17 protein-coding genes and 1 other RNA gene are annotated in these 17,264 nt (G+C 57.7%); 16 read left to right on the top strand and 2 right to left on the bottom strand.

The window, feature by feature from the left end:
• The first annotated feature begins 12 nt into the window (after positions 1-12).
• The 16 genes from ELR57_RS03465 (at position 13) to rnpB (ending at position 15,889) form a co-directional block, all read left to right on the top strand.
• Complete coding sequence (locus tag ELR57_RS03465) at positions 13-444, top strand: cytidine deaminase (protein ID WP_126957296.1); 432 nt, start codon at positions 13-15, stop codon at positions 442-444.
• Between the two features lies 1 nt (position 445).
• Positions 446-1,357, top strand: coding sequence for a GTPase Era (gene era / locus ELR57_RS03460; protein WP_126957294.1), 912 nt, complete (start codon positions 446-448; stop codon positions 1,355-1,357).
• A gap of 118 nt (positions 1,358-1,475) precedes the next feature.
• Positions 1,476-1,634, top strand: coding sequence for a YqzL family protein (locus tag ELR57_RS03455; protein ID WP_126957292.1), 159 nt, complete (start codon positions 1,476-1,478; stop codon positions 1,632-1,634).
• A gap of 67 nt (positions 1,635-1,701) precedes the next feature.
• Positions 1,702-2,580: a DNA repair protein RecO gene (recO, locus tag ELR57_RS03450; RefSeq protein WP_126957290.1), complete on the top strand. Its 879-nt coding sequence runs from the start codon at positions 1,702-1,704 to the stop codon at positions 2,578-2,580.
• Between the two features lie 167 nt (positions 2,581-2,747).
• Positions 2,748-3,677 carry a prenyltransferase gene (locus ELR57_RS03445; RefSeq protein ID WP_126957288.1) on the top strand — a complete coding sequence of 310 codons (930 nt, stop codon included), beginning with the start codon at positions 2,748-2,750 and terminating at the stop codon, positions 3,675-3,677.
• A gap of 36 nt (positions 3,678-3,713) precedes the next feature.
• Positions 3,714-4,448: a DUF6081 family protein gene (locus ELR57_RS03440; protein ID WP_126957286.1), complete on the top strand. Its 735-nt coding sequence runs from the start codon at positions 3,714-3,716 to the stop codon at positions 4,446-4,448.
• A 383-nt stretch (positions 4,449-4,831) separates the two neighbouring features.
• Positions 4,832-5,719 carry a glycine--tRNA ligase subunit alpha gene (gene glyQ, locus ELR57_RS03435; protein ID WP_126957284.1) on the top strand — a complete coding sequence of 296 codons (888 nt, stop codon included), beginning with the start codon at positions 4,832-4,834 and terminating at the stop codon, positions 5,717-5,719.
• Positions 5,712-7,799 carry a glycine--tRNA ligase subunit beta gene (gene glyS / locus ELR57_RS03430; RefSeq protein WP_126957282.1) on the top strand — a complete coding sequence of 696 codons (2,088 nt, stop codon included), beginning with the start codon at positions 5,712-5,714 and terminating at the stop codon, positions 7,797-7,799. The genes glyQ and glyS overlap by 8 nt, the downstream gene beginning before the upstream one ends.
• A gap of 20 nt (positions 7,800-7,819) precedes the next feature.
• A complete protein-coding gene (locus tag ELR57_RS03425; RefSeq protein ID WP_126957280.1) occupies positions 7,820-8,626 on the top strand; it encodes a pyruvate, water dikinase regulatory protein in 807 nt (268 codons plus the stop codon).
• A gap of 272 nt (positions 8,627-8,898) precedes the next feature.
• On the top strand, positions 8,899-9,369 hold the full coding sequence (locus tag ELR57_RS03420; RefSeq protein WP_126957278.1) for a YaiI/YqxD family protein: 471 nt from the start codon (positions 8,899-8,901) through the stop codon (positions 9,367-9,369).
• A gap of 130 nt (positions 9,370-9,499) precedes the next feature.
• Positions 9,500-11,323 carry a DNA primase gene (dnaG, locus tag ELR57_RS03415; protein WP_126957276.1) on the top strand — a complete coding sequence of 608 codons (1,824 nt, stop codon included), beginning with the start codon at positions 9,500-9,502 and terminating at the stop codon, positions 11,321-11,323.
• Between the two features lie 39 nt (positions 11,324-11,362).
• Positions 11,363-12,481: an RNA polymerase sigma factor RpoD gene (gene rpoD, locus ELR57_RS03410; RefSeq protein WP_126957274.1), complete on the top strand. Its 1,119-nt coding sequence runs from the start codon at positions 11,363-11,365 to the stop codon at positions 12,479-12,481.
• 84 nt (positions 12,482-12,565) lie between these two features.
• Entirely contained in the window at positions 12,566-13,399 is an 834-nt protein-coding gene (locus tag ELR57_RS03405; RefSeq protein WP_126957272.1) for a hypothetical protein, read from the top strand.
• Positions 13,400-13,402: 3 nt separating this feature from the next.
• Entirely contained in the window at positions 13,403-14,200 is a 798-nt protein-coding gene (locus ELR57_RS03400; RefSeq protein ID WP_126957270.1) for a tRNA (adenine(22)-N(1))-methyltransferase, read from the top strand.
• The gene (locus tag ELR57_RS03395; protein ID WP_126957268.1) at positions 14,176-15,291 is read left to right on the top strand and encodes a Nif3-like dinuclear metal center hexameric protein; all 1,116 of its coding nucleotides are present in this window, start codon (positions 14,176-14,178) and stop codon (positions 15,289-15,291) included. Before ELR57_RS03400 ends, ELR57_RS03395 begins: the two co-directional genes overlap by 25 nt.
• A gap of 119 nt (positions 15,292-15,410) precedes the next feature.
• Positions 15,411-15,889, top strand: an RNA gene (gene rnpB, locus ELR57_RS03390) — RNase P RNA component class A.
• A 59-nt stretch (positions 15,890-15,948) separates the two neighbouring features.
• Here rnpB and ELR57_RS03385 read toward each other — a convergent pair.
• Both ELR57_RS03385 and ELR57_RS03380 read right to left on the bottom strand, forming a co-directional pair.
• Positions 15,949-16,401 (bottom strand): disulfide oxidoreductase, encoded by a 453-nt coding sequence (locus tag ELR57_RS03385; protein ID WP_370452195.1) that lies wholly within the window; start codon positions 16,399-16,401, stop codon positions 15,949-15,951.
• A 14-nt stretch (positions 16,402-16,415) separates the two neighbouring features.
• Positions 16,416-17,069 carry a DsbA family protein gene (locus ELR57_RS03380; protein ID WP_126957266.1) on the bottom strand — a complete coding sequence of 218 codons (654 nt, stop codon included), beginning with the start codon at positions 17,067-17,069 and terminating at the stop codon, positions 16,416-16,418.
• Positions 17,070-17,264: the final 195 nt, after the last annotated feature.

The raw sequence follows: 17,264 nt of genomic DNA, 5'->3' as shown, positions 1-17,264 counted from the left end.
GGATTGGGGAAAATGAGCTGGAACGGTTGGACGGAAGAGAGATTGTTGGAGGAAGCGAAGGCGGCCATGCAGAAAGCGTACGTCCCTTACTCCAAGTTTAAAGTAGGCGCGGCCTTGCTCGATTCGGAAGGGAACGTGCATCGCGGCTGCAACATCGAGAATGCCGCTTACAGCCCATCCAACTGCGCGGAGAGAACGGCGCTGTTCCGCGCGGTCGCGGACGGCCATGCGGCCGGCTCCTTCCGGGCAATCGCCGTCATTGGCGATACGCCGGAGCCGATCGCCCCTTGCGGGGTCTGCCGCCAGGTGCTGTCGGAGCTGGGAGGACTGAACCTGCCGGTCATTATGGGCAATATGAATGGAGACATCCGCGTGATGACGGTGGCCGAGCTGCTGCCGGGAGCCTTCACGCCGAGCGATGTGGAATATGGAAAGAAGGACTGACATGACAGAGAAGAATGAGAAGACCCCGTTCAAATCGGGCTTCGTCGCCATCGTGGGCCGGCCGAACGTCGGCAAGTCCACCCTGATGAACCAAGTAATCGGACAGAAGATCGCGATTATGTCCGACAAGCCGCAAACGACGCGCAACAAGATTCACGGCGTCTATACGACGGACGACATGCAGATCGTCTTCCTCGATACTCCGGGCATCCATAAGCCGAACTCCAAGCTGGGCGACTACATGGTCAAGTCGGCGGAGGGAGCGCTAAGCGAAGTCGACGCGGTGCTGTTCCTGACCGACGTCTCCGAAGAGCTTGGCGGCGGAGACCGGTACATTATCGAGCAGCTTAAGAAAATCAAAACCCCGACTTTCCTGGTGCTCAACAAGATCGACAAAGTGCATCCGGAAGCTCTTCTGCCGATCATCGAGAAATACTCCAAACTGCATTCGTTCACGGAGATCGTGCCGGTCTCGGCGCTTCAAGGGAACAACGTCACGACGCTGCTGGAGCAGATCGGCCGCTATCTGGGCGAAGGCCCGATGTACTATCCGGCGGACCAGATTACGGATCACCCGGAGCAATTCGTCTGCGCGGAGCTGATCCGCGAGAAGATTCTGCAGCTGACCCGGGAAGAGATTCCCCACTCGATCGCGGTCGAGATCGAGAGCATGGGCAAGGGCGACAACGGAATCGTCAACATCGGGGCCGTGATCTACGTCGAGCGTCCCTCGCAGAAGGGAATCGTGATCGGCAAGCAAGGCGCGATGCTGAAGCAGGTCGGCAAGCTGGCAAGGCAAGACATGGAACGACTGCTCGGCTCCAAGATCTTCCTGGAGCTGTGGGTCAAGGTCAAGGAAGACTGGCGCAACCGGGAATCCGTGCTGAAGTCTCTCGGTTTCCGCCACGACTGATCTGCTATCGGTAGGCCAGGAGCGCTGGCTAAAGTTGTTAAGCATGTGCGAGCGGAGATAGAGGCATCCTAACGTCGGAATACGGGCAAGTCATTTCCGGCGGAGAGGATGAGGCGTTGTGCGGGATTTTACGTGGCACGTGTTTACTCAGACCGGCGATATCGAAGCGTACTTGCTGTATAAAGAAATGAATCGTCTTGGGGAAGGCGGCCTCCTATCGGAAGCGGCGCCCGATCCCGCCTTCGGCGAAACCGAAGGCGAACCGGCTTCGCCTTAAGGCGAAGCCTTTCTGATAAGTCCCCGCTCTGCGGAACGAACGGCGGGGATGGCGGAGGAGAGGCCGGATGCTGTATCGCATGGAAGGGATCGTGATCCGCGGGACGGATTACGGGGAAGGCAACAAGATCATCACCATATTCACGCCGTCGCACGGCAAGCAGGGAATCGTCGTCAAAGGGGCCCGCAAGCCCAAGAGCCGATACGCCTCCCTCGCTCAGCTGTTTACGTACGGCGATTTTTCATTTTATAAAACCGGACAGTTGGGGTCCTTGAACAGCGGGGAGATTATTGAGCCTTTCCGCGAGCTTCGAGAGAATCTCGATCGATCGGCTTACGCGGCTTACGCCGCCGAGATGTGCGACCGGATCGTGGGGGAAGAGGACGCCAGCGGCTACCTGTACCAGCAGTTCAAAGCTTGCCTAGCGGCGCTTGCCGAAGGGAAGGACGGAGCGATCGTCATTCGCATCTTCGAGATGAAGATCGTTCAGGCGGTCGGGTACGCGCCCGTCTTGAACGAATGCGCGTTATGCGGGCGAACGGAAGGCTCCTTCCGTTTCAGCTCGCATTTGGGAGGCGCGCTGTGCGAGCGATGTCGGCATCAGGATCCGAGCGCTCTCGAGCTATTGCCGCAGACGTGGAAGCTGCTGCGGATCTTCGCGGCGATCGATCTCCGGCAGCTCGGTCAGACCGATGTCAAAGGTTCGGTCAAAACGCAGTTAAAGACCGCCATGAGAAGGTGGATGGATCACCATCTCGGCATGAAGCTGAAATCGGTTCATTTTCTGGATCAATGGGAGAAGATGGACGAGATTCCCGAAGCGGTCCGGCGGGCGGCAAGCGAACGGCAAGAGCGGCAAGCCAGGTCGATCGCGGACGGCCTAACCGGAGAGAGCCCGGTCTTGTCCGACAACGAGAGGCAGGAGCCGCCGGAGCAGGCAGAATGATTCATCGTTTCGCAACATATCCAGTACATAAACCGCTTGAATGTATGTTATGCTGGTTACGGCACGAATACGGTACGGATCGATTAGGCTAGGAACAATCGCAAGCTTCTTCGCGCGTCCGCCGGACGCCGAGGAAGCTTATCTTATGATCGGGGAGGGGTCAATGGATGGACACGATTAGAGAGAAAATAAAACAATTCCGCAAGGCATCGCGGTTCAAAGTCATTCCGGTGATGCTGATCCCTGTCGCTCTGGGTGCCTTGGGCGCCTACGTGTGGGACGGCGAATTCAACGTTTGGCTGCTTCTGCTCACGCTGCTCGGTTCCGGGGCCGCGCATCTTTTCTCCAACATGATCAACGATCTGTGGGATTACAAGAACGGCACGGATAAGGAAGCTTTCGAGATGCAGGACGCGATCTCGACGAATTCCGGCTTCCTGACCAATGAGGTTTGGAGCTTGAAGAAGTTCGCGTTCGTTACCTGGGCCCTGTTCGCCGTCGCTGCGCTCAGCGGCATTATCCTTAGCTTTATCAGCGGCTGGTGGGCTTTTATCTTCGGGGCTCTAGGCGGCTTGATCGCCTACTTCTACGTCGCGCCTCCGATTCGCTTCGGTTATCGGGGCAAGGGCTACAGCGAGATCGCGATTCTGCTGTCATTCGGCGTTCTTCCGGTCACCGGCGCTTATTACGTGCAGACGTCCCATCTGGATTACCGGGCGCTGCTGCTGTCGCTTCCGATCGGGATCCTGACCACGCTCGTGCTGTTCAACCACCACTTCCTGCATTGGCAGGCCGACCGGCAAGCGGGCAAAAGAACGCTGGTCGTCGTTTGGGGAGAACAAAGGGCGCTTCGTTTCTCGCGCGCGCTGCTGCTTCTGGCGATCTTGAGCCACATCGCCTGCGTCGCGACGGGCATCGTGCCGGTCTATTCGCTCGTCGCTCTGCTTACGGCGCTTCCTCTGTATTCGGTGTACGGCAAGCTCAAAGACAAGAACCCGTCCATCGCTTACGCGCCGCTGATGGGAGCTTCGGTCAAGACGGCTTCCCGGTTCGGCGTTATCGTGATCGTTTCGCTGGTCATCCAAGGGCTTATCTAAGCGCTTTGATTCTATAAACAACTGGAGATGAAAGTCATGGAGAAAATTTTCGGCGATTTCCATACGATTCTGGACGAAGGCAAAGTGTGGAGAATGGGCGGCTTCCAGCTTCCGGACGGCTCCATCTGGGAGTACCGCGAGCCCGACGCCGTCGTTATCGTTCGCAACAATACGCTTTATGTTCGCGCTCCGCTGAGCCGCGGCCACGATCGCATCCAGATTCTCGACAACGCGAAGCATATGTACTACTCGGTCGAGGAAGTGGAAGTGCCGGAGGAAGGCGAAGTGACGTTCGAGATGTCGATCCGCGCCCGCTCGACGGGGACGGCTCCCGGCGATCTGTACGACGGCTACGTCTCCTGGAACCTGCTCGACTTCACGACGGGCGCCGCTCTCGATTTCTTCGCGGGCAACGACAAATACGCCTCGGTCTACGCCGTGCTGCCGTTCCCGGGAGTCGAAGTGCCGAAGTCCGATAAGACCCGGTTCTTCTGCGTCTTCAAGGAAGATACGGACTTCAAGGCTCGCGAATTCAACGATTACAAGATCGTCTACAACCGCGCGAAGGACGAAGCGGTCTTCTATCTGAACGGCCGCGAGGTTCGCCGCGAGAAGAACGTCCCGATCAAGTTCAACCGCTTTACGATCGCGCTGGGCATCATGACCGAGAAGGACCTTTCTCCGGAAGGCAGCGTATCGGTTCACGGCCAGACGGTTATCGCGGAATACTCGCCGGTCAAAGTGACCGTTCGGGAACAAGCGGGCGACTGAGGGTTTGACAGGCCATAGGGGCTTACGCTACAATGAGCTTTACAAATGGAATCGCGCTCGAAGATGGAGAGAGTAGCCGGTTGCCTGTCGGCAGCTGCAGCGAGTCGGGGATGGTGCAAGCCCGGCGCGACAGATCGGCGAAAAGGCACTCCGGAGAGACATCCATACGGTGTGAAAAAGCGGGCTTAGATCCATAATGCCAGCCGCGCCCTTGCTCAAGGAGCGGCAGCGACGGACGAAGCCAAGTAGGGTGGAACCGCGGGAACGTTATGCTCCCGTCCCTACGTCTGCAGGGGCAGACGTAGGGACGGGAGCTTTTTGCGCCTTCTCCCTCGCAGGCCCGCCATTCAGCCCGTTCGAGGGACAAAAGGAGCGATAGGAACATGAACTTTCAACAAATGACTTTGACGCTGCAGCAGTTCTGGGCGGAGCAGAAATGCATCGTCGTCCAGCCTTACGACGTCGAGAAGGGCGCGGGGACGATGAACCCGATGACCTTCCTGCGCACGATCGGACCGGAGCCGTGGAACGTCGCGTACGTCGAGCCGTCCCGCCGTCCCGCCGACGGACGCTACGGCGAGAACCCGAACCGCCTGTACCAGCATCACCAGTTCCAGGTGATCATGAAGCCGTCTCCGGATAACATTCAAGAGCTTTACCTGGAGAGCCTGCGCCGCCTAGGCATCGAGCCGCTGGACCACGACATCCGCTTCGTCGAAGACAACTGGGAATCCCCGACTCTCGGCGCTTGGGGCCTCGGCTGGGAAGTGTGGCTGGACGGCATGGAGGTCACGCAGTTCACTTACTTCCAGCAAGTCGGAGGCATCGACTGCCATCCGGTCGCCGTGGAGATCACCTACGGCATGGAGCGTCTCGCTTCTTATATTCAAGATAAAGAGAATGTATTCGATCTGGAGTGGGTCGAAGGGGTTAACTACGGCGACGTCTTCAAGCACCCGGAATACGAGCATTCCAAATATACGTTCGAAGTGTCGGACGTCCCGATGCTGTTCCAGCTGTTCTCCACCTATGAAGCGGAAGCGAAGAGGGCGATGGACGAGAATCTCGTCTTCCCGGCTTACGACTACGTGCTGAAATGCTCGCACGCGTTCAATCTTCTGGATGCCAGAGGCGCGATCAGCGTCACCGAACGCACCGGCTACATCGGCCGCGTGCGCAATCTGGCCCGCGCGGTCGCCGCTACGTTCCTGCAGGAACGCGAACGCCTCGGATTCCCGCTGCTGAAGAAAGGAGAGGAGCAACATGGCTAAGGACCTGCTGTTGGAGATCGGCTTGGAAGAGGTGCCGGCCCGTTTCGTGCGCGGCGCGATCGACCAATTGAAGGAGAAGACGGAGAAGTGGCTGAACGACAGCCGCCTCGGTTACGAGGTAGTCAAAGCCTATGCGACTCCGCGCCGGTTCGCGGTGCTCGTGAAGGGGCTTGCGGAGAAGCAAGCGGACGTCAGCGAAGAGGTGAAGGGCCCGGCCCGCAAGATCGCGAAGGACGCGAACGGAGACTGGACCAAAGCGGCGCTCGGCTTCGCCAGAAGCCAGGGAGTCGAACCGGAAGCGCTATTCTTCAAGGAGCTTGCCGGCGTGGAATACGTCTACGCGAACAAGTCCAGCATCGGGGTGGAGACGGCCGGCTTGCTTCCGGAAGCTCTTCCGGCGCTGATCACGTCGCTGACGTTCCCGAAGAACATGCGCTGGGGCGCTTACGAGCTTCGCTACGTACGGCCGATTCGCTGGCTCGTGGCGCTGTTCGGCAGCGAAGTCGTTCCGTTCGAAATCACGGGCGTAACGACCGGCAATATCTCCCGCGGCCATCGCTTCCTCGGGACGGACGCAAAAATCGACGAGCCTGCGCAATATGTGGAGAAGCTCCGCGAGCAAAGCGTTATCGCGGACATCGAAGAACGGCGCAAAGCGATTCTGGACGGCATCAACCAGCTGGCTGAAGCGCGCGGCTGGACAATCGCGGTGAAGGATGACCTGCTTGAAGAAGTGCTCTTCCTGGTCGAGACGCCGACGGTGCTTGCCGGTTCCTTCGACCCGTCCTTCCTGAACATTCCTCAGGAAGTGCTGATCACCTCGATGAGGGAGCATCAGCGTTACTTCCCGGTCCTGGACCAGGCGGGCAAGCTTCAGCCTTATTTCGTAACGGTGCGCAACGGCGATTCCGCTTCGATCGAAGTGGTCGCGCGCGGCAACGAGAAGGTTCTTCGCGCTCGGTTGTCGGACGCCAAGTTCTTCTATGAAGAGGACCAAAAGGTGCAAATTCCGGACTTTCTCGCGAAGCTCGAGAATATCGTCTATCATGAGGAACTCGGAACGGTGGCCGAGAAGGTACGGAGGATCGCGAGCGTGGCGAACAAGCTGGCCCGCAGGCTGGGCGCGGACGCGGCCGCGCAAGCGGACGTCAATCGCACGGCCGAGCTGTGCAAGTTCGACCTCGTGACCCAGATGGTCTATGAATTCCCCGAGCTTCAAGGCATCATGGGCGAGGATTATGCCTTGAAGGCTGGAGAGAACGCGGCGGTCGCCAAGGCGATCAACGAGCACTACTCGCCTCGCAACGCGGGAGACACGCCTCCTGCTTCGCTGGTGGGAGCGATCGTCGGAATCGCCGACAAGATCGATACGATCGTCGGCTGCTTCTCCATCGGAATCGTGCCGACCGGCTCGCAGGATCCTTACGCCCTGCGCCGTCAAGCGGCGGGCATCGTATCGACGATGCTGGCTCACGATCTCGACCTGACGCTGACGGAGCTGTTCCGGCTGGCGCTCGAGGCGCAAGCGGAAGCTCGTCCGCTTAAGCGCGAGGCGTTCGATATTCTCAAGGACCTGAATGAGTTCTTCTCGCTTCGCGTGAAGAACGTCTTGACCGAGCAGCACATTCGTTACGACGTCGTCGACGCCGTGCTGAGCGCCGGCTGCGAGGACGTCCGCCGCACGATTCTGAGAGCGGGGGCGCTTCAGGCGGAGACGGAGGAAGCGCGCCGGGAAGCGTTCCGGCCAACGGTCGAAGCGTTCAACCGGGTATCCAATCTGGCAGCCAAGGCCGGGGAATCCCGCCAGGTGGACGTTCGCCTGTTCGAGAACGAGGCGGAAGGTTCGTTGTACGAGGCATGGCAGCGGGCGCATGGCGACTTCGTTCTCGCCTTGGTCGAGGCGAGACTGGGAGACGGCCTGCAGGCGCTTGCCGCGTTGACCGGCCCGATCTCCGCCTTCTTCGAAGCCGTTATGGTTATGGCGGAGGACGAGGCGATCCGGAACAACCGGCTGTCGCTGCTGGCATTGATCGCGGACGACGTCCGTTCGTTCGCCGATTTCTCCAAGTGGGTAGGTTGAATCGATAGGAGGTGAGCCGGATGAGCGCGGACAGCCTCACCGTCTATGTGGTTTCCGATTCTGCGGGCGATACCGGGGAGCTTGCCGTGCGAGCGGCGGCCGCCCAGTTCCATCCGCTTAACGTTCAGATTCGCCGGATCGGCTTCATCCAATCCTGCGAAGCGATTGACGCGGTGCTGGAGATGGCCGCGGGCGACCGAGGCATCCTCTTGTTTACGCTGGTCATCCCGAACCTGCGCAATTACATGATCGAACAAGCGGCGAGCAGGAATATCGCCGCGATCGATCTGCTCGGTCCGTTGATCGAGAACATGGAGAGGATCTTCGAGCGGCCTTCCCGCCACGAGCCCGGCTTGAACCACGTTCTGGACGCGGGATACTTCCGCAAGGTCGAAGCGGTCGAATTCGCCGTGCGGTACGATGACGCGAGAGACGTCACCGGCATCGGCAAGGCGGACATCGTGCTGACCGGGGTGTCCCGCACGTCGAAGACGCCTCTGTCCATGGTGCTGGCGCACAAAACCTTCAAGGTAGCCAACGTTCCGCTCGTTCCGGAGCTGGTTCCGCCGAGGGAGCTGTTCCTCGTGAATCCGAAGAAGGTGATCGGCCTGACGATCCGAACGGACGCGCTCAACGCCATTCGGAAGGAACGGCTGAAGGCGCTTGGCCTTCCGGACTCCGCGTCTTACGCGACGATGGCTCGAATCGAGCAAGAGCTGGAGTTCGCGGATCAGATCATGAAGAAGATCGGCTGCGTCGTCATCGACGTCTCGAACAAAGCGGTAGAAGAGACGGCAAGCCTTATTCTCGAACACTTCCAGCGGTAATTCAGCGATCTGGGTTACAATCGGCATTCTCGTCGTTTCCTGCGAATTTCGAACAATCAGCCCTCCGCCTCCGCGGGGCGGCTGATTGTTTCGTTGAATAGGCCTTAAGGGAACATTTTACAAAAATTCGACATATTTGTGGCTGAAGTCTTGACAGCGGCGGGTATTAGGTATATCATTTGAAAATTTAATGGGACGCAGGCAGGATTTTGATCCAGATTAGCGTATATAATATTACGGCAAACTTTGGCTCAGATATGTGGTGATGTCGGATGATCCCGTTTCGCAATCGGGTAGTGGTGGACGCGGATGCGTGCCCAGTTAAGGCGGAGATCGCGGAGACGGTTCGGAGTTGCGGGGCGACGGCGCTTCTGGTGTCATCCTATGCGCACCATCTGGTCGGCGAGCCGTCCGTGGATGTGGTGACGGTCGATTCGAGCGACCAGTCGGCGGACCTCTACATCGCGAACGCGATGAAGCGAACGGATGTTCTGGTCACCGGGGATTACGGCCTGGCGGCTATCGGCTTGGCCCGCGGCGCGGCGGTATTGACGCCCCGGGGAAGGCAGATCACCGAAGCGGATATCGACGGCTTGCTTGCGCAGCGGCATTTGTCGGCGAAGATGCGGCGCGGCGGCGCCCGGACCAAAGGACCGCGCGCGTTCACGGATGAGGATCGCGGCCGCTTTCGCCAAAAGCTGACATTTCTCCTTGGAGGAATGCAGGAGAATTCGAATCGTTAGCGAATTATACTACGTGCCGTGTCAAAAGCTGTCCCTGCCGGTCAGGAGAAACACGTTTGGCACCGACGGTTAGAAGGAGTGGAGACGACACCTTCACGATCGGATCGCGTATTAAGAAGGTGAGGCAAGAATGAACAACGGGATGATCCCGCAAGAGGCGATCGACGAGGTATTAAGACGCTTCGACATCGCGGAGACGGTCGGTCGCTATGTTCATTTGACCAAGCAAGGGAAGTATCTTAAGGGACTGTGTCCGTTCCATTCGGAGAAGACGCCATCCTTCACCGTAACGCCGGAGAAGCAGATCTATCATTGCTACGGCTGCGGCAAAGGCGGAAATGTCATCAAGTTCATCATGGAGATGGAGAACGAGACATTCCCCGAGGCGGTCAAGCGGCTCTCGGAAGAGGCCGGTCTTCCGGTGACATGGACGCTCTCTAAAGAAGCGGAGGAGATATCCCCCAGACAACGGGAGAAGGATACTCTATTCGAAGCCAACGCTTACGCGTCGAAGCTGTATCATTATATTCTTCGCAATACCGCCGCCGGCGCGCCGGCGATGGACTATCTTCGCTCTCGCGGCTTTACGGACAAGCTGATCGAAGAATTCGGCTTAGGCTATGCGCCGACGCGCTGGGATACGCTGACGCAGGCGCTCGCCCGCAACGGCTTCGAGCCTGGCGAGATGGAGCGCGGCGGCTTGCTTCTGAAGCGCCAAGAGGGGGACGGTCACGTCGACCGATTCCGGGACCGGGTCATGTTCCCGATTCACGGCTCGGACGGCAAGATCATCGCTTTCGCGGGCAGGCTGATGTCGGCCGGCCAACCGAAGTACATGAATTCCCCGGAAACGCCGATATTTAATAAGAGCCGAACTTTGTATCGGCTACACGAGGCGCGCGGGGCCATCCGCAAGCTCAGACAGGTGGTGCTGTTCGAAGGCTACGTGGATGTGATCAAGGCTTGGTCGGCCGGAGTGGCCAACGGAGTGGCGACAATGGGCACGGCGCTTACCGCCGAGCATGCCGCCGTGCTGCGGCGATTCGCCGACGAAGCGATCGTCTGCTATGACGGCGACGACGCCGGTCAAGCCGCCGCCCAGAAGAGCATTCCGATCCTTGAGGAAGCGGGTTTGCGGGTACGGATAGGAATGCTCCCCAAAGGGAAAGATCCCGACGAATACATCTCGGAGAACGGTCCGGAGATGTTTATGCGGGAGATCATCGAGGGCGCCGTTTCGACGGTTAAATTTCAGCTCATCTATTTAAGGAAATCCCATATACTCCTAGAAGAAGAGGGGAAGATCCGCTACCTGCGGAGCGCGGTCAAGCTGATTGCACGGCGCGAATCCCCGACGGAGCGGGAGATGTATCTTAAAGAGCTGGCCCAGGAATTCGACGTCTCGATCGATACCCTTAAACAAGAAGTATCGGAAGTGCGTCGGCAAGAGAAATTAGGAACCTCGGGGGATATTCCGGACGGATCGTGGAATAATGTATGGAATGACAGGAGAACTTCGTCCATGCACCCGGCGCTTGAGCCTGCTTACGTTCAGGCGGAGAAACAGCTCTTGTCCTGGATGATGCAAGACGCGGAAACGGCGTATCTCGTGCAAGAAGAGCTCGGCGATCGGTTTCATATCGAGGATCACGCAGCAATTGCTGCTTATTTATATACTTTTTATTCGCAAGGCAATGATCCGGATGTCGGCAGGTTTACCGCATTCTTGCAGAACGATCGATTGGAGAGATTGGCCAGCGCGATCGCGTTGGAGGATACTCCGTTCGATGAGAGGGTACTAAAGGATTGTATCCGCACGATCGGCCAGGCATCGAAGTCTCGGGACATCGACCGCCTTAAGGAACAGCTGCTCCGTGCGGAACGAGCTGGAGACATCATGCTTGCGGCACAAATTGGAACAGAGATTATCGCCCTGGAGAAACAGTTAAAGTAGGAGTTGGCTGCTTATTTTCCGGGGAGGAGGGAGTCGGTAATGGCGAACGATCAACACACTGGGCTTGAGACGGAACTTACCCTTGAGCAGGTTAAAGCCCAATTGATGGAACAGGGGAAGAAGAAGGGTTCCCTGACCTATAAAGACATCATGGAGAGGCTCTCTCCTTACGATCAAGATACAGATCAAATCGACGAATTCTTCGAACAGCTGGCCGATATCGGCATCGAGGTCGTGAACGATCACGACGACCGCAACAGCGACGAGGAAGGCCACGATGAATTCAACTTCGACGATGACTTGTCGTTGCCGCCGGGCATCAAGATCAATGACCCGGTCCGGATGTACCTCAAGGAAATCGGACGAGTTCCGCTGCTAGGGGCGGACGACGAAGTCGAGCTCGCCAAGAAGATCGAGATCGGCGGCTTCGACGGCGAAGAGGCCAAGAAGCGCCTGGCGGAAGCGAACCTCCGCCTGGTCGTCAGCATCGCCAAGAGATACGTCGGACGAGGCATGCTCTTCCTCGACCTTATTCAAGAGGGCAACATGGGTCTTCTTAAGGCTGTCGAGAAATTCGACCATACGAAGGGCTATAAGTTCAGTACGTATGCCACCTGGTGGATTCGGCAAGCGATCACGCGCGCGATTGCCGACCAAGCGCGTACGATCCGGATTCCGGTCCACATGGTCGAGACGATCAACAAGCTGATTCGCGTATCCCGTCAGCTTCTCCAAGAGCTGGGACGCGAGCCGACCCCGGAAGAAATCGCCGAGCAAATGGAGCTTAGCGTCGATAAGGTCCGCGAGATCATGAAGATCGCGCAGGAACCGGTTTCTCTCGAGACGCCGATCGGCGAAGAAGACGATTCTCACCTGGGCGATTTTATCGAAGACCAAGAGGCGCTGGCGCCGGCTGACGCCGCGGCTTATGAGCTGTTGAAGGAACAATTGGAAGATGTGCTGGATACGTTGACCGAGCGGGAAGAGAACGTGCTGAGGCTGAGATTCGGCCTCGATGACGGGCGGACTCGCACGCTGGAGGAAGTTGGCAAGGTGTTCGGCGTTACCCGCGAACGGATTCGCCAGATCGAAGCGAAGGCGCTGCGGAAGCTTCGCCACCCTAGCCGGAGCAAACGACTAAAGGATTTCCTCGAATAAGCCGATACAGGTATTAACCTGTTTTGGAGACCTTCTACCTAGACGGTTGGAGGTCTTTTTGTTCGAGAGGAGCGTTCAATCCCGATGTCCGTGCTGGATGAGGATAAGAAGAAGCTGATCGTTAACGAGATTGAGGCTTGGCGGCGCGGGAAGATGCTTCCCGAGCAATATTGCGACTTCTTGCAAAATTTATATTTGGATGATTTGGCAGATAAGCCGAAGAATATGGTCGGAGCCGCCATTCAAAGAATAAATAAAGCGACGCGCAAAGAGTGGTTCCTTGTTTTTGGTTTATTTGTAAGCATTTGTTTGATCGTACTTCATTTTAGCGTGTTTCCCCTCCTATTGCAAATCGCCATCGTCGGCCTCGGAACCAGCGGTTTCGTCGCAGGAAGCGCTTGGTGGAGGGAACGGCTTCCCAAACGAGCCTATCTGCTGACGTTAGGCGGAGTCCTTTATTTGCTGGCTTCAGGGGTCGCCCTGCTTAAGCTTCACGGATGGACCGGCGGGCCGGGGCCTTTGATCTTGACCGGAATCTGCGCTCTCGTCTGGATCGTATGCGGGATAGGCCTGCGCATCGGGCTGCTGCATTGGGCCGGTTGGATGGCGGTCGTGGCGCTATACGCAAGCCTGCTCTGGCAGCATACCTCCGATCCTTCCCGGTTCGAGGTGCAGCTCTATTGGCTTCCGGCTTCCTTGCTGTTCAGCTGGCTCAGTTGGTTCGCTCACGCGAAGTTCAAGTCGGCCGGCGGCGTCCTGTTCGGGACGGCTCTCGTGCTGTGGTTTATGCCGGAACTTTATTCGGCATTATTAGGAATAAAGGGCGGCTTTATTATCGGAGAATGGATTGCGAAGGCGCTGCTTCTTAGCGTGATCCTCTATCGGTTCAGAAAAAAATGGATGGAATGGGTTGTTTAACGAATGACGGATACGAAGGCCAATGCATCGAATTTGAAGTTATCCCGCCGCTTGACGGCGCTCGCCGAATGGGTTCCCGACGGAGCCCGTTTCGCCGATATCGGGACCGATCACGCGCTGCTTCCGGTCTACTTGGCGAGCTCAGGGCGAATCCGCAGCGCGGTTGCCGGGGACGTGCATCTGGGGCCGGTCGAAGCCGCCCGGAGGCAGGTGGCTTCCGCCGGGCTGCAGGACACGATCTCCGTGCGGAATGGGGACGGCCTCTCCGTGCTTCAACCGGGAGAAGTCGATACGGTCTGCATTGCCGGCATGGGAGGAAGCTTGATGATCCGGCTGTTGGAAGATGCCGGTTCGCTTCTGGATTCGGTGCAGACGCTGGTACTTTCCCCGCACGTGGCGGAAGATCAGGTGAGAAACTGGTTGAACCGGCATGATTTCGTGCTTGCCAAGGAACGAATCTTGTATGAGGACGGCGAATATTATACGCTGCTGCTGGCGGAACGGGCCGAGAAGGGCAAGGCACCGGAACGGATCGCGGATCTCTATCGAGGCACGGATCTGTCTCCTTGCTGCCCGCGAGTTCCGGAAGAGCTGATGCTCGCGATGGGTCCGCTGCTGCTGCGCTCGCCATCGGAGGAATTCCTGGGCAAGTGGGAGCAAGAGCTCGCCAAACGGGAGAAGATTATCGGTCAACTGCGGAAGTCGAGCACCCGGGAAGCGGCCGAGAAAGCGAAGGAATGGGAGACGCTCAACGCCAGGATCAGGGAGGTGCTCGCATGTTTGCCAGAGGAGAAACGATAATCCAGTACATGGATAAGCTTGCGCCCAAGCATTACGCCGTTCCCGACGACCGGATCGGCCTGCAGATCGGTTCGCTGCGCAAAGAAGTGAAGAAGGTACTGATCGCCCTTGACGTGAATGCCGAGGTTGCGGCAGAGGCGGCTTCCCTTGGAGCGGAACTTATCATCGCCCACCACGCTCCGATCTATCGTCCGCTCAAGCATCTGCAGACGGACACGCCGGCCGGAGCGTTGATGGCAAGCCTGCTGAAGAACGACATCGCGGTGTACGTGGCGCATACGAATCTGGATACCGCCGACGGCGGCATGAACGATTGGATGGCGGAGGCGCTTGGCCTGGAAGGGCGCGCGGTGCTGGAGGAGGTCCATACCGACAAGCTGTCCAAGCTGGCCGTATTCGTGCCTAAAGATCACGCCGACAAGGTGAGAGCGGCCTTGTTCGGAGCGGGAGCGGGCTGGATCGGCCATTACAGCGATTGCAGCTTTAACGTGGAGGGGACGGGAACGTTCCTGCCTAGAGAAGGCACGAACCCTTTCATCGGCCAGCAAGGCAAACGGGAAGCCGTCGAAGAGGTGAGAATCGAGACCGTCGTTCCGGACAGCGTTCGCAAGGCGGTTATTCAAGCGATGCTGAAAGCTCATCCTTACGAGGAAGTCGCCTACGATCTGTACCCGATGGACCTGAAGGGCAGAACCTTCGGACTCGGCCGCGTAGGCGCCTTGCCGGCTTCCGAGAGCCTGGACGAGTTCGCCGAGCGGGTCAAGCTGGCGTTCGACGTACCGTTCGTGCGCGTAGTCGGCGACGGAAGCCGTACGATCCGCAAGGTGGCCGTGCTGGGAGGCTCCGGCTCGCGTTACATTCATCACGCCAAGTTCGCGGGAGCCGACGTACTGGTGACGGGCGATATCGACTACCACACCGCCCAGGACGCGGAGGTGATGGGACTCGCTATCGTCGATCCGGGGCATAACGCGGAGAAGATCATGAAGCCGAAGACGGCGGAATGGCTTCGCGGCAAGCTTCAAGAACAGGGATACGAGACCGAGGTTATCGCGTCGACTATCCACACGGAGCCATTCCGCTTGAGATAACTCCTTGGATAGGTGAAAGTGGAAGGATCAGGCGGAATATCCGGATAATAAGGGTTTTCGGAATACATTGCCGTTTGTAATCTCCGGCGAATCCTTGTATACTAGACGTTGCGCATCGGAAAGTTTGACAGACAATCGCTGGCGGCGCGAGCCGCGAGAGGAAAGTCCGGGCTCCATAGGGCAGGATGCTGGATAACGTCCAGTCGGCGCGAGCCGAAGGATAGTGCCACAGAAATGGACCGCCGATGACTCATCCCCGAACTGGTTTTGGGGCCCCCGCAAAGTAATCGGAATAAGCTTCGAAGCTTACCGTCACTTTGTGGGGATTGAGAACAGGCAAGGGTGGAACCGTGGTGTAAGAGACCACGAGGGGCATGGGTGACCATGCGCCTGGTAAACCCCATCTGGAGCAAGACCGAAGAGGAACGCAGCAGTCTTCGAGACTGCAGCCCTAGCCCGGGGCGCGTTCGGGTTGGTCGCTTGAGCGTGCCGGCAACGGTACGCCTAGAAAGATGATTGTCGCTTCCATCCGTGGGAGGACCGCCCGGTCCGCGATACCACCGGAAGTACAGAACCCGGCTTACGGCAAACTTTCCGGCATGCAAGAACCCCCGCAAGGCATCGGCCTTGCGGGGGTTCTTGCATTTGCTTATGGAATCAATCTTCAAGCTCTTCCTCATCCGGCGTTGCTTGCTTGCTTACCGCTTTCAGCGCGATGAGCAGGGCCGTGATCAGCGCGAAAGCGATCAAAGCGAGCAGCGGAATCGTGATGATGCCGAACCAATCCAGGTAGTCCTTGCTGCAAGGAACTCCGGATCGGCAAGGGACGACACCGCCGAAGCCCGGTACCTTCTGTTCCGCATAATGATAAAGGGAGAACAAGCCTCCGATGACGCTAAGCGGCAGGACGTACCCGATGATTCGCCGATCCTCCTTGAGGGCGGCTCTTCCGAGCAGCAGTACCTGCGGATACATGAGGATTCTCTGGTACCAGCATAAGTCGCAAGGAATGTAGTGCATCACTTCGCTGAGAAACAAGCTTCCTCCGGTCGCCGCGAGAGAGACGACCCAAGCCATGTAGAGCCCATAATTGCGGATTAGGGAGACCACGCGCCATTCCTCCGTCAAGCGTTCTCTTTTGCTGCGTCGTTAACGGCTTTCTCGATTCTCTCCAGGAACTTCTTCGGATCGAGCGAGACGCTGTCGTCCAGTCTTTTGCCGTCGACCAGCACGGCGGGAGTTCCCGGGAATTGTTCTTTCTGCGCAAGCTTGTTCTGTTCGTCGATCTCGCTCTGGTACGTTTTGTTCTCGATGTCGCTTCTCAGCTTGTCGTAATCGATCTTCAAGTCGAGCGACTTCGCCAGATCGACCAGGTAGTCGGTCGTTGCCCAGGCAATACTCTCATCGGGCTGCTTGTTGTACAGTTCCTCGTAATACTTCCAGAACTCTTCGTTGCTCTGATGATAAACCGATTGGGCGGCGAGCGCAGCCGTCGTCGAATCGGCGCTGATGATCGGATAGTTGAAGAAGGACAGGGAGACTTTGCCGGTATCGATGTATTTCTCTTGAATCTCCGGAAGAACGCTAAGGGTGAAGTAACGGCAAGCCGGGCACTTGAAGTCGCCGAATTCGGCCAGCTTAACGGGAGCGTCCTCGGAGCCGAGCAGCGGCGCTCCTTCATAATTCAAAGCGACGGGCTTCGGATCCGGCTTGAAAATAACGACTATGGCTATTAAAGCGACAAAAACGGCGGCCGTCGACCACATAATGACTCTCATCTGGCGCTGCTTCTGTTTCTTTTGCTGTTCCTTTCGTTGCCTTTCTTCTGCTTTTCTCTGCGCTTTCTGCAAGGAGGATCTCTTCCCTTCTTTCTATGTATTGCCACATGGACATAGCTTTTATCATTGTACAAGCAAATGCTTAAAAAAGCATGAAAAACGACAAAAAACCTGAGTCGGCTATTCAGCCTTCTC

It is taken from the genome of Cohnella sp. AR92, from assembly GCF_003990975.1.
Taxonomy (GTDB): Bacteria; Bacillota; Bacilli; order Paenibacillales; family Paenibacillaceae; genus Cohnella.
This window is presented reverse-complemented; position numbering and strand designations above follow the sequence as displayed.

Excerpts from the sequence above, each read along its gene's own strand:
- ELR57_RS03425 (WP_126957280.1), top strand. The coding sequence starts at position 7,820 with ATGAGCGCGGACAGCCTCACCGTCTATGTGGTTTCCGATTCTGCGGGC.
- recO (WP_126957290.1), top strand. The coding sequence starts at position 1,702 with ATGCTGTATCGCATGGAAGGGATCGTGATCCGCGGGACGGATTACGGG.
- glyS (WP_126957282.1), top strand. The coding sequence starts at position 5,712 with ATGGCTAAGGACCTGCTGTTGGAGATCGGCTTGGAAGAGGTGCCGGCC.
- era (WP_126957294.1), top strand. The coding sequence starts at position 446 with ATGACAGAGAAGAATGAGAAGACCCCGTTCAAATCGGGCTTCGTCGCC.
- ELR57_RS03445 (WP_126957288.1), top strand. The coding sequence starts at position 2,748 with ATGGACACGATTAGAGAGAAAATAAAACAATTCCGCAAGGCATCGCGG.
- dnaG (WP_126957276.1), top strand. The coding sequence starts at position 9,500 with ATGAACAACGGGATGATCCCGCAAGAGGCGATCGACGAGGTATTAAGA.
- ELR57_RS03405 (WP_126957272.1), top strand. The coding sequence starts at position 12,566 with ATGTCCGTGCTGGATGAGGATAAGAAGAAGCTGATCGTTAACGAGATT.
- ELR57_RS03440 (WP_126957286.1), top strand. The coding sequence starts at position 3,714 with ATGGAGAAAATTTTCGGCGATTTCCATACGATTCTGGACGAAGGCAAA.
- ELR57_RS03465 (WP_126957296.1), top strand. The coding sequence starts at position 13 with ATGAGCTGGAACGGTTGGACGGAAGAGAGATTGTTGGAGGAAGCGAAG.
- glyQ (WP_126957284.1), top strand. The coding sequence starts at position 4,832 with ATGAACTTTCAACAAATGACTTTGACGCTGCAGCAGTTCTGGGCGGAG.
- ELR57_RS03420 (WP_126957278.1), top strand. The coding sequence starts at position 8,899 with ATGATCCCGTTTCGCAATCGGGTAGTGGTGGACGCGGATGCGTGCCCA.
- ELR57_RS03400 (WP_126957270.1), top strand. The coding sequence starts at position 13,403 with ATGACGGATACGAAGGCCAATGCATCGAATTTGAAGTTATCCCGCCGC.
- ELR57_RS03395 (WP_126957268.1), top strand. The coding sequence starts at position 14,176 with ATGTTTGCCAGAGGAGAAACGATAATCCAGTACATGGATAAGCTTGCG.
- rpoD (WP_126957274.1), top strand. The coding sequence starts at position 11,363 with ATGGCGAACGATCAACACACTGGGCTTGAGACGGAACTTACCCTTGAG.
- ELR57_RS03380 (WP_126957266.1), bottom strand. The coding sequence starts at position 17,069 with ATGAGAGTCATTATGTGGTCGACGGCCGCCGTTTTTGTCGCTTTAATA.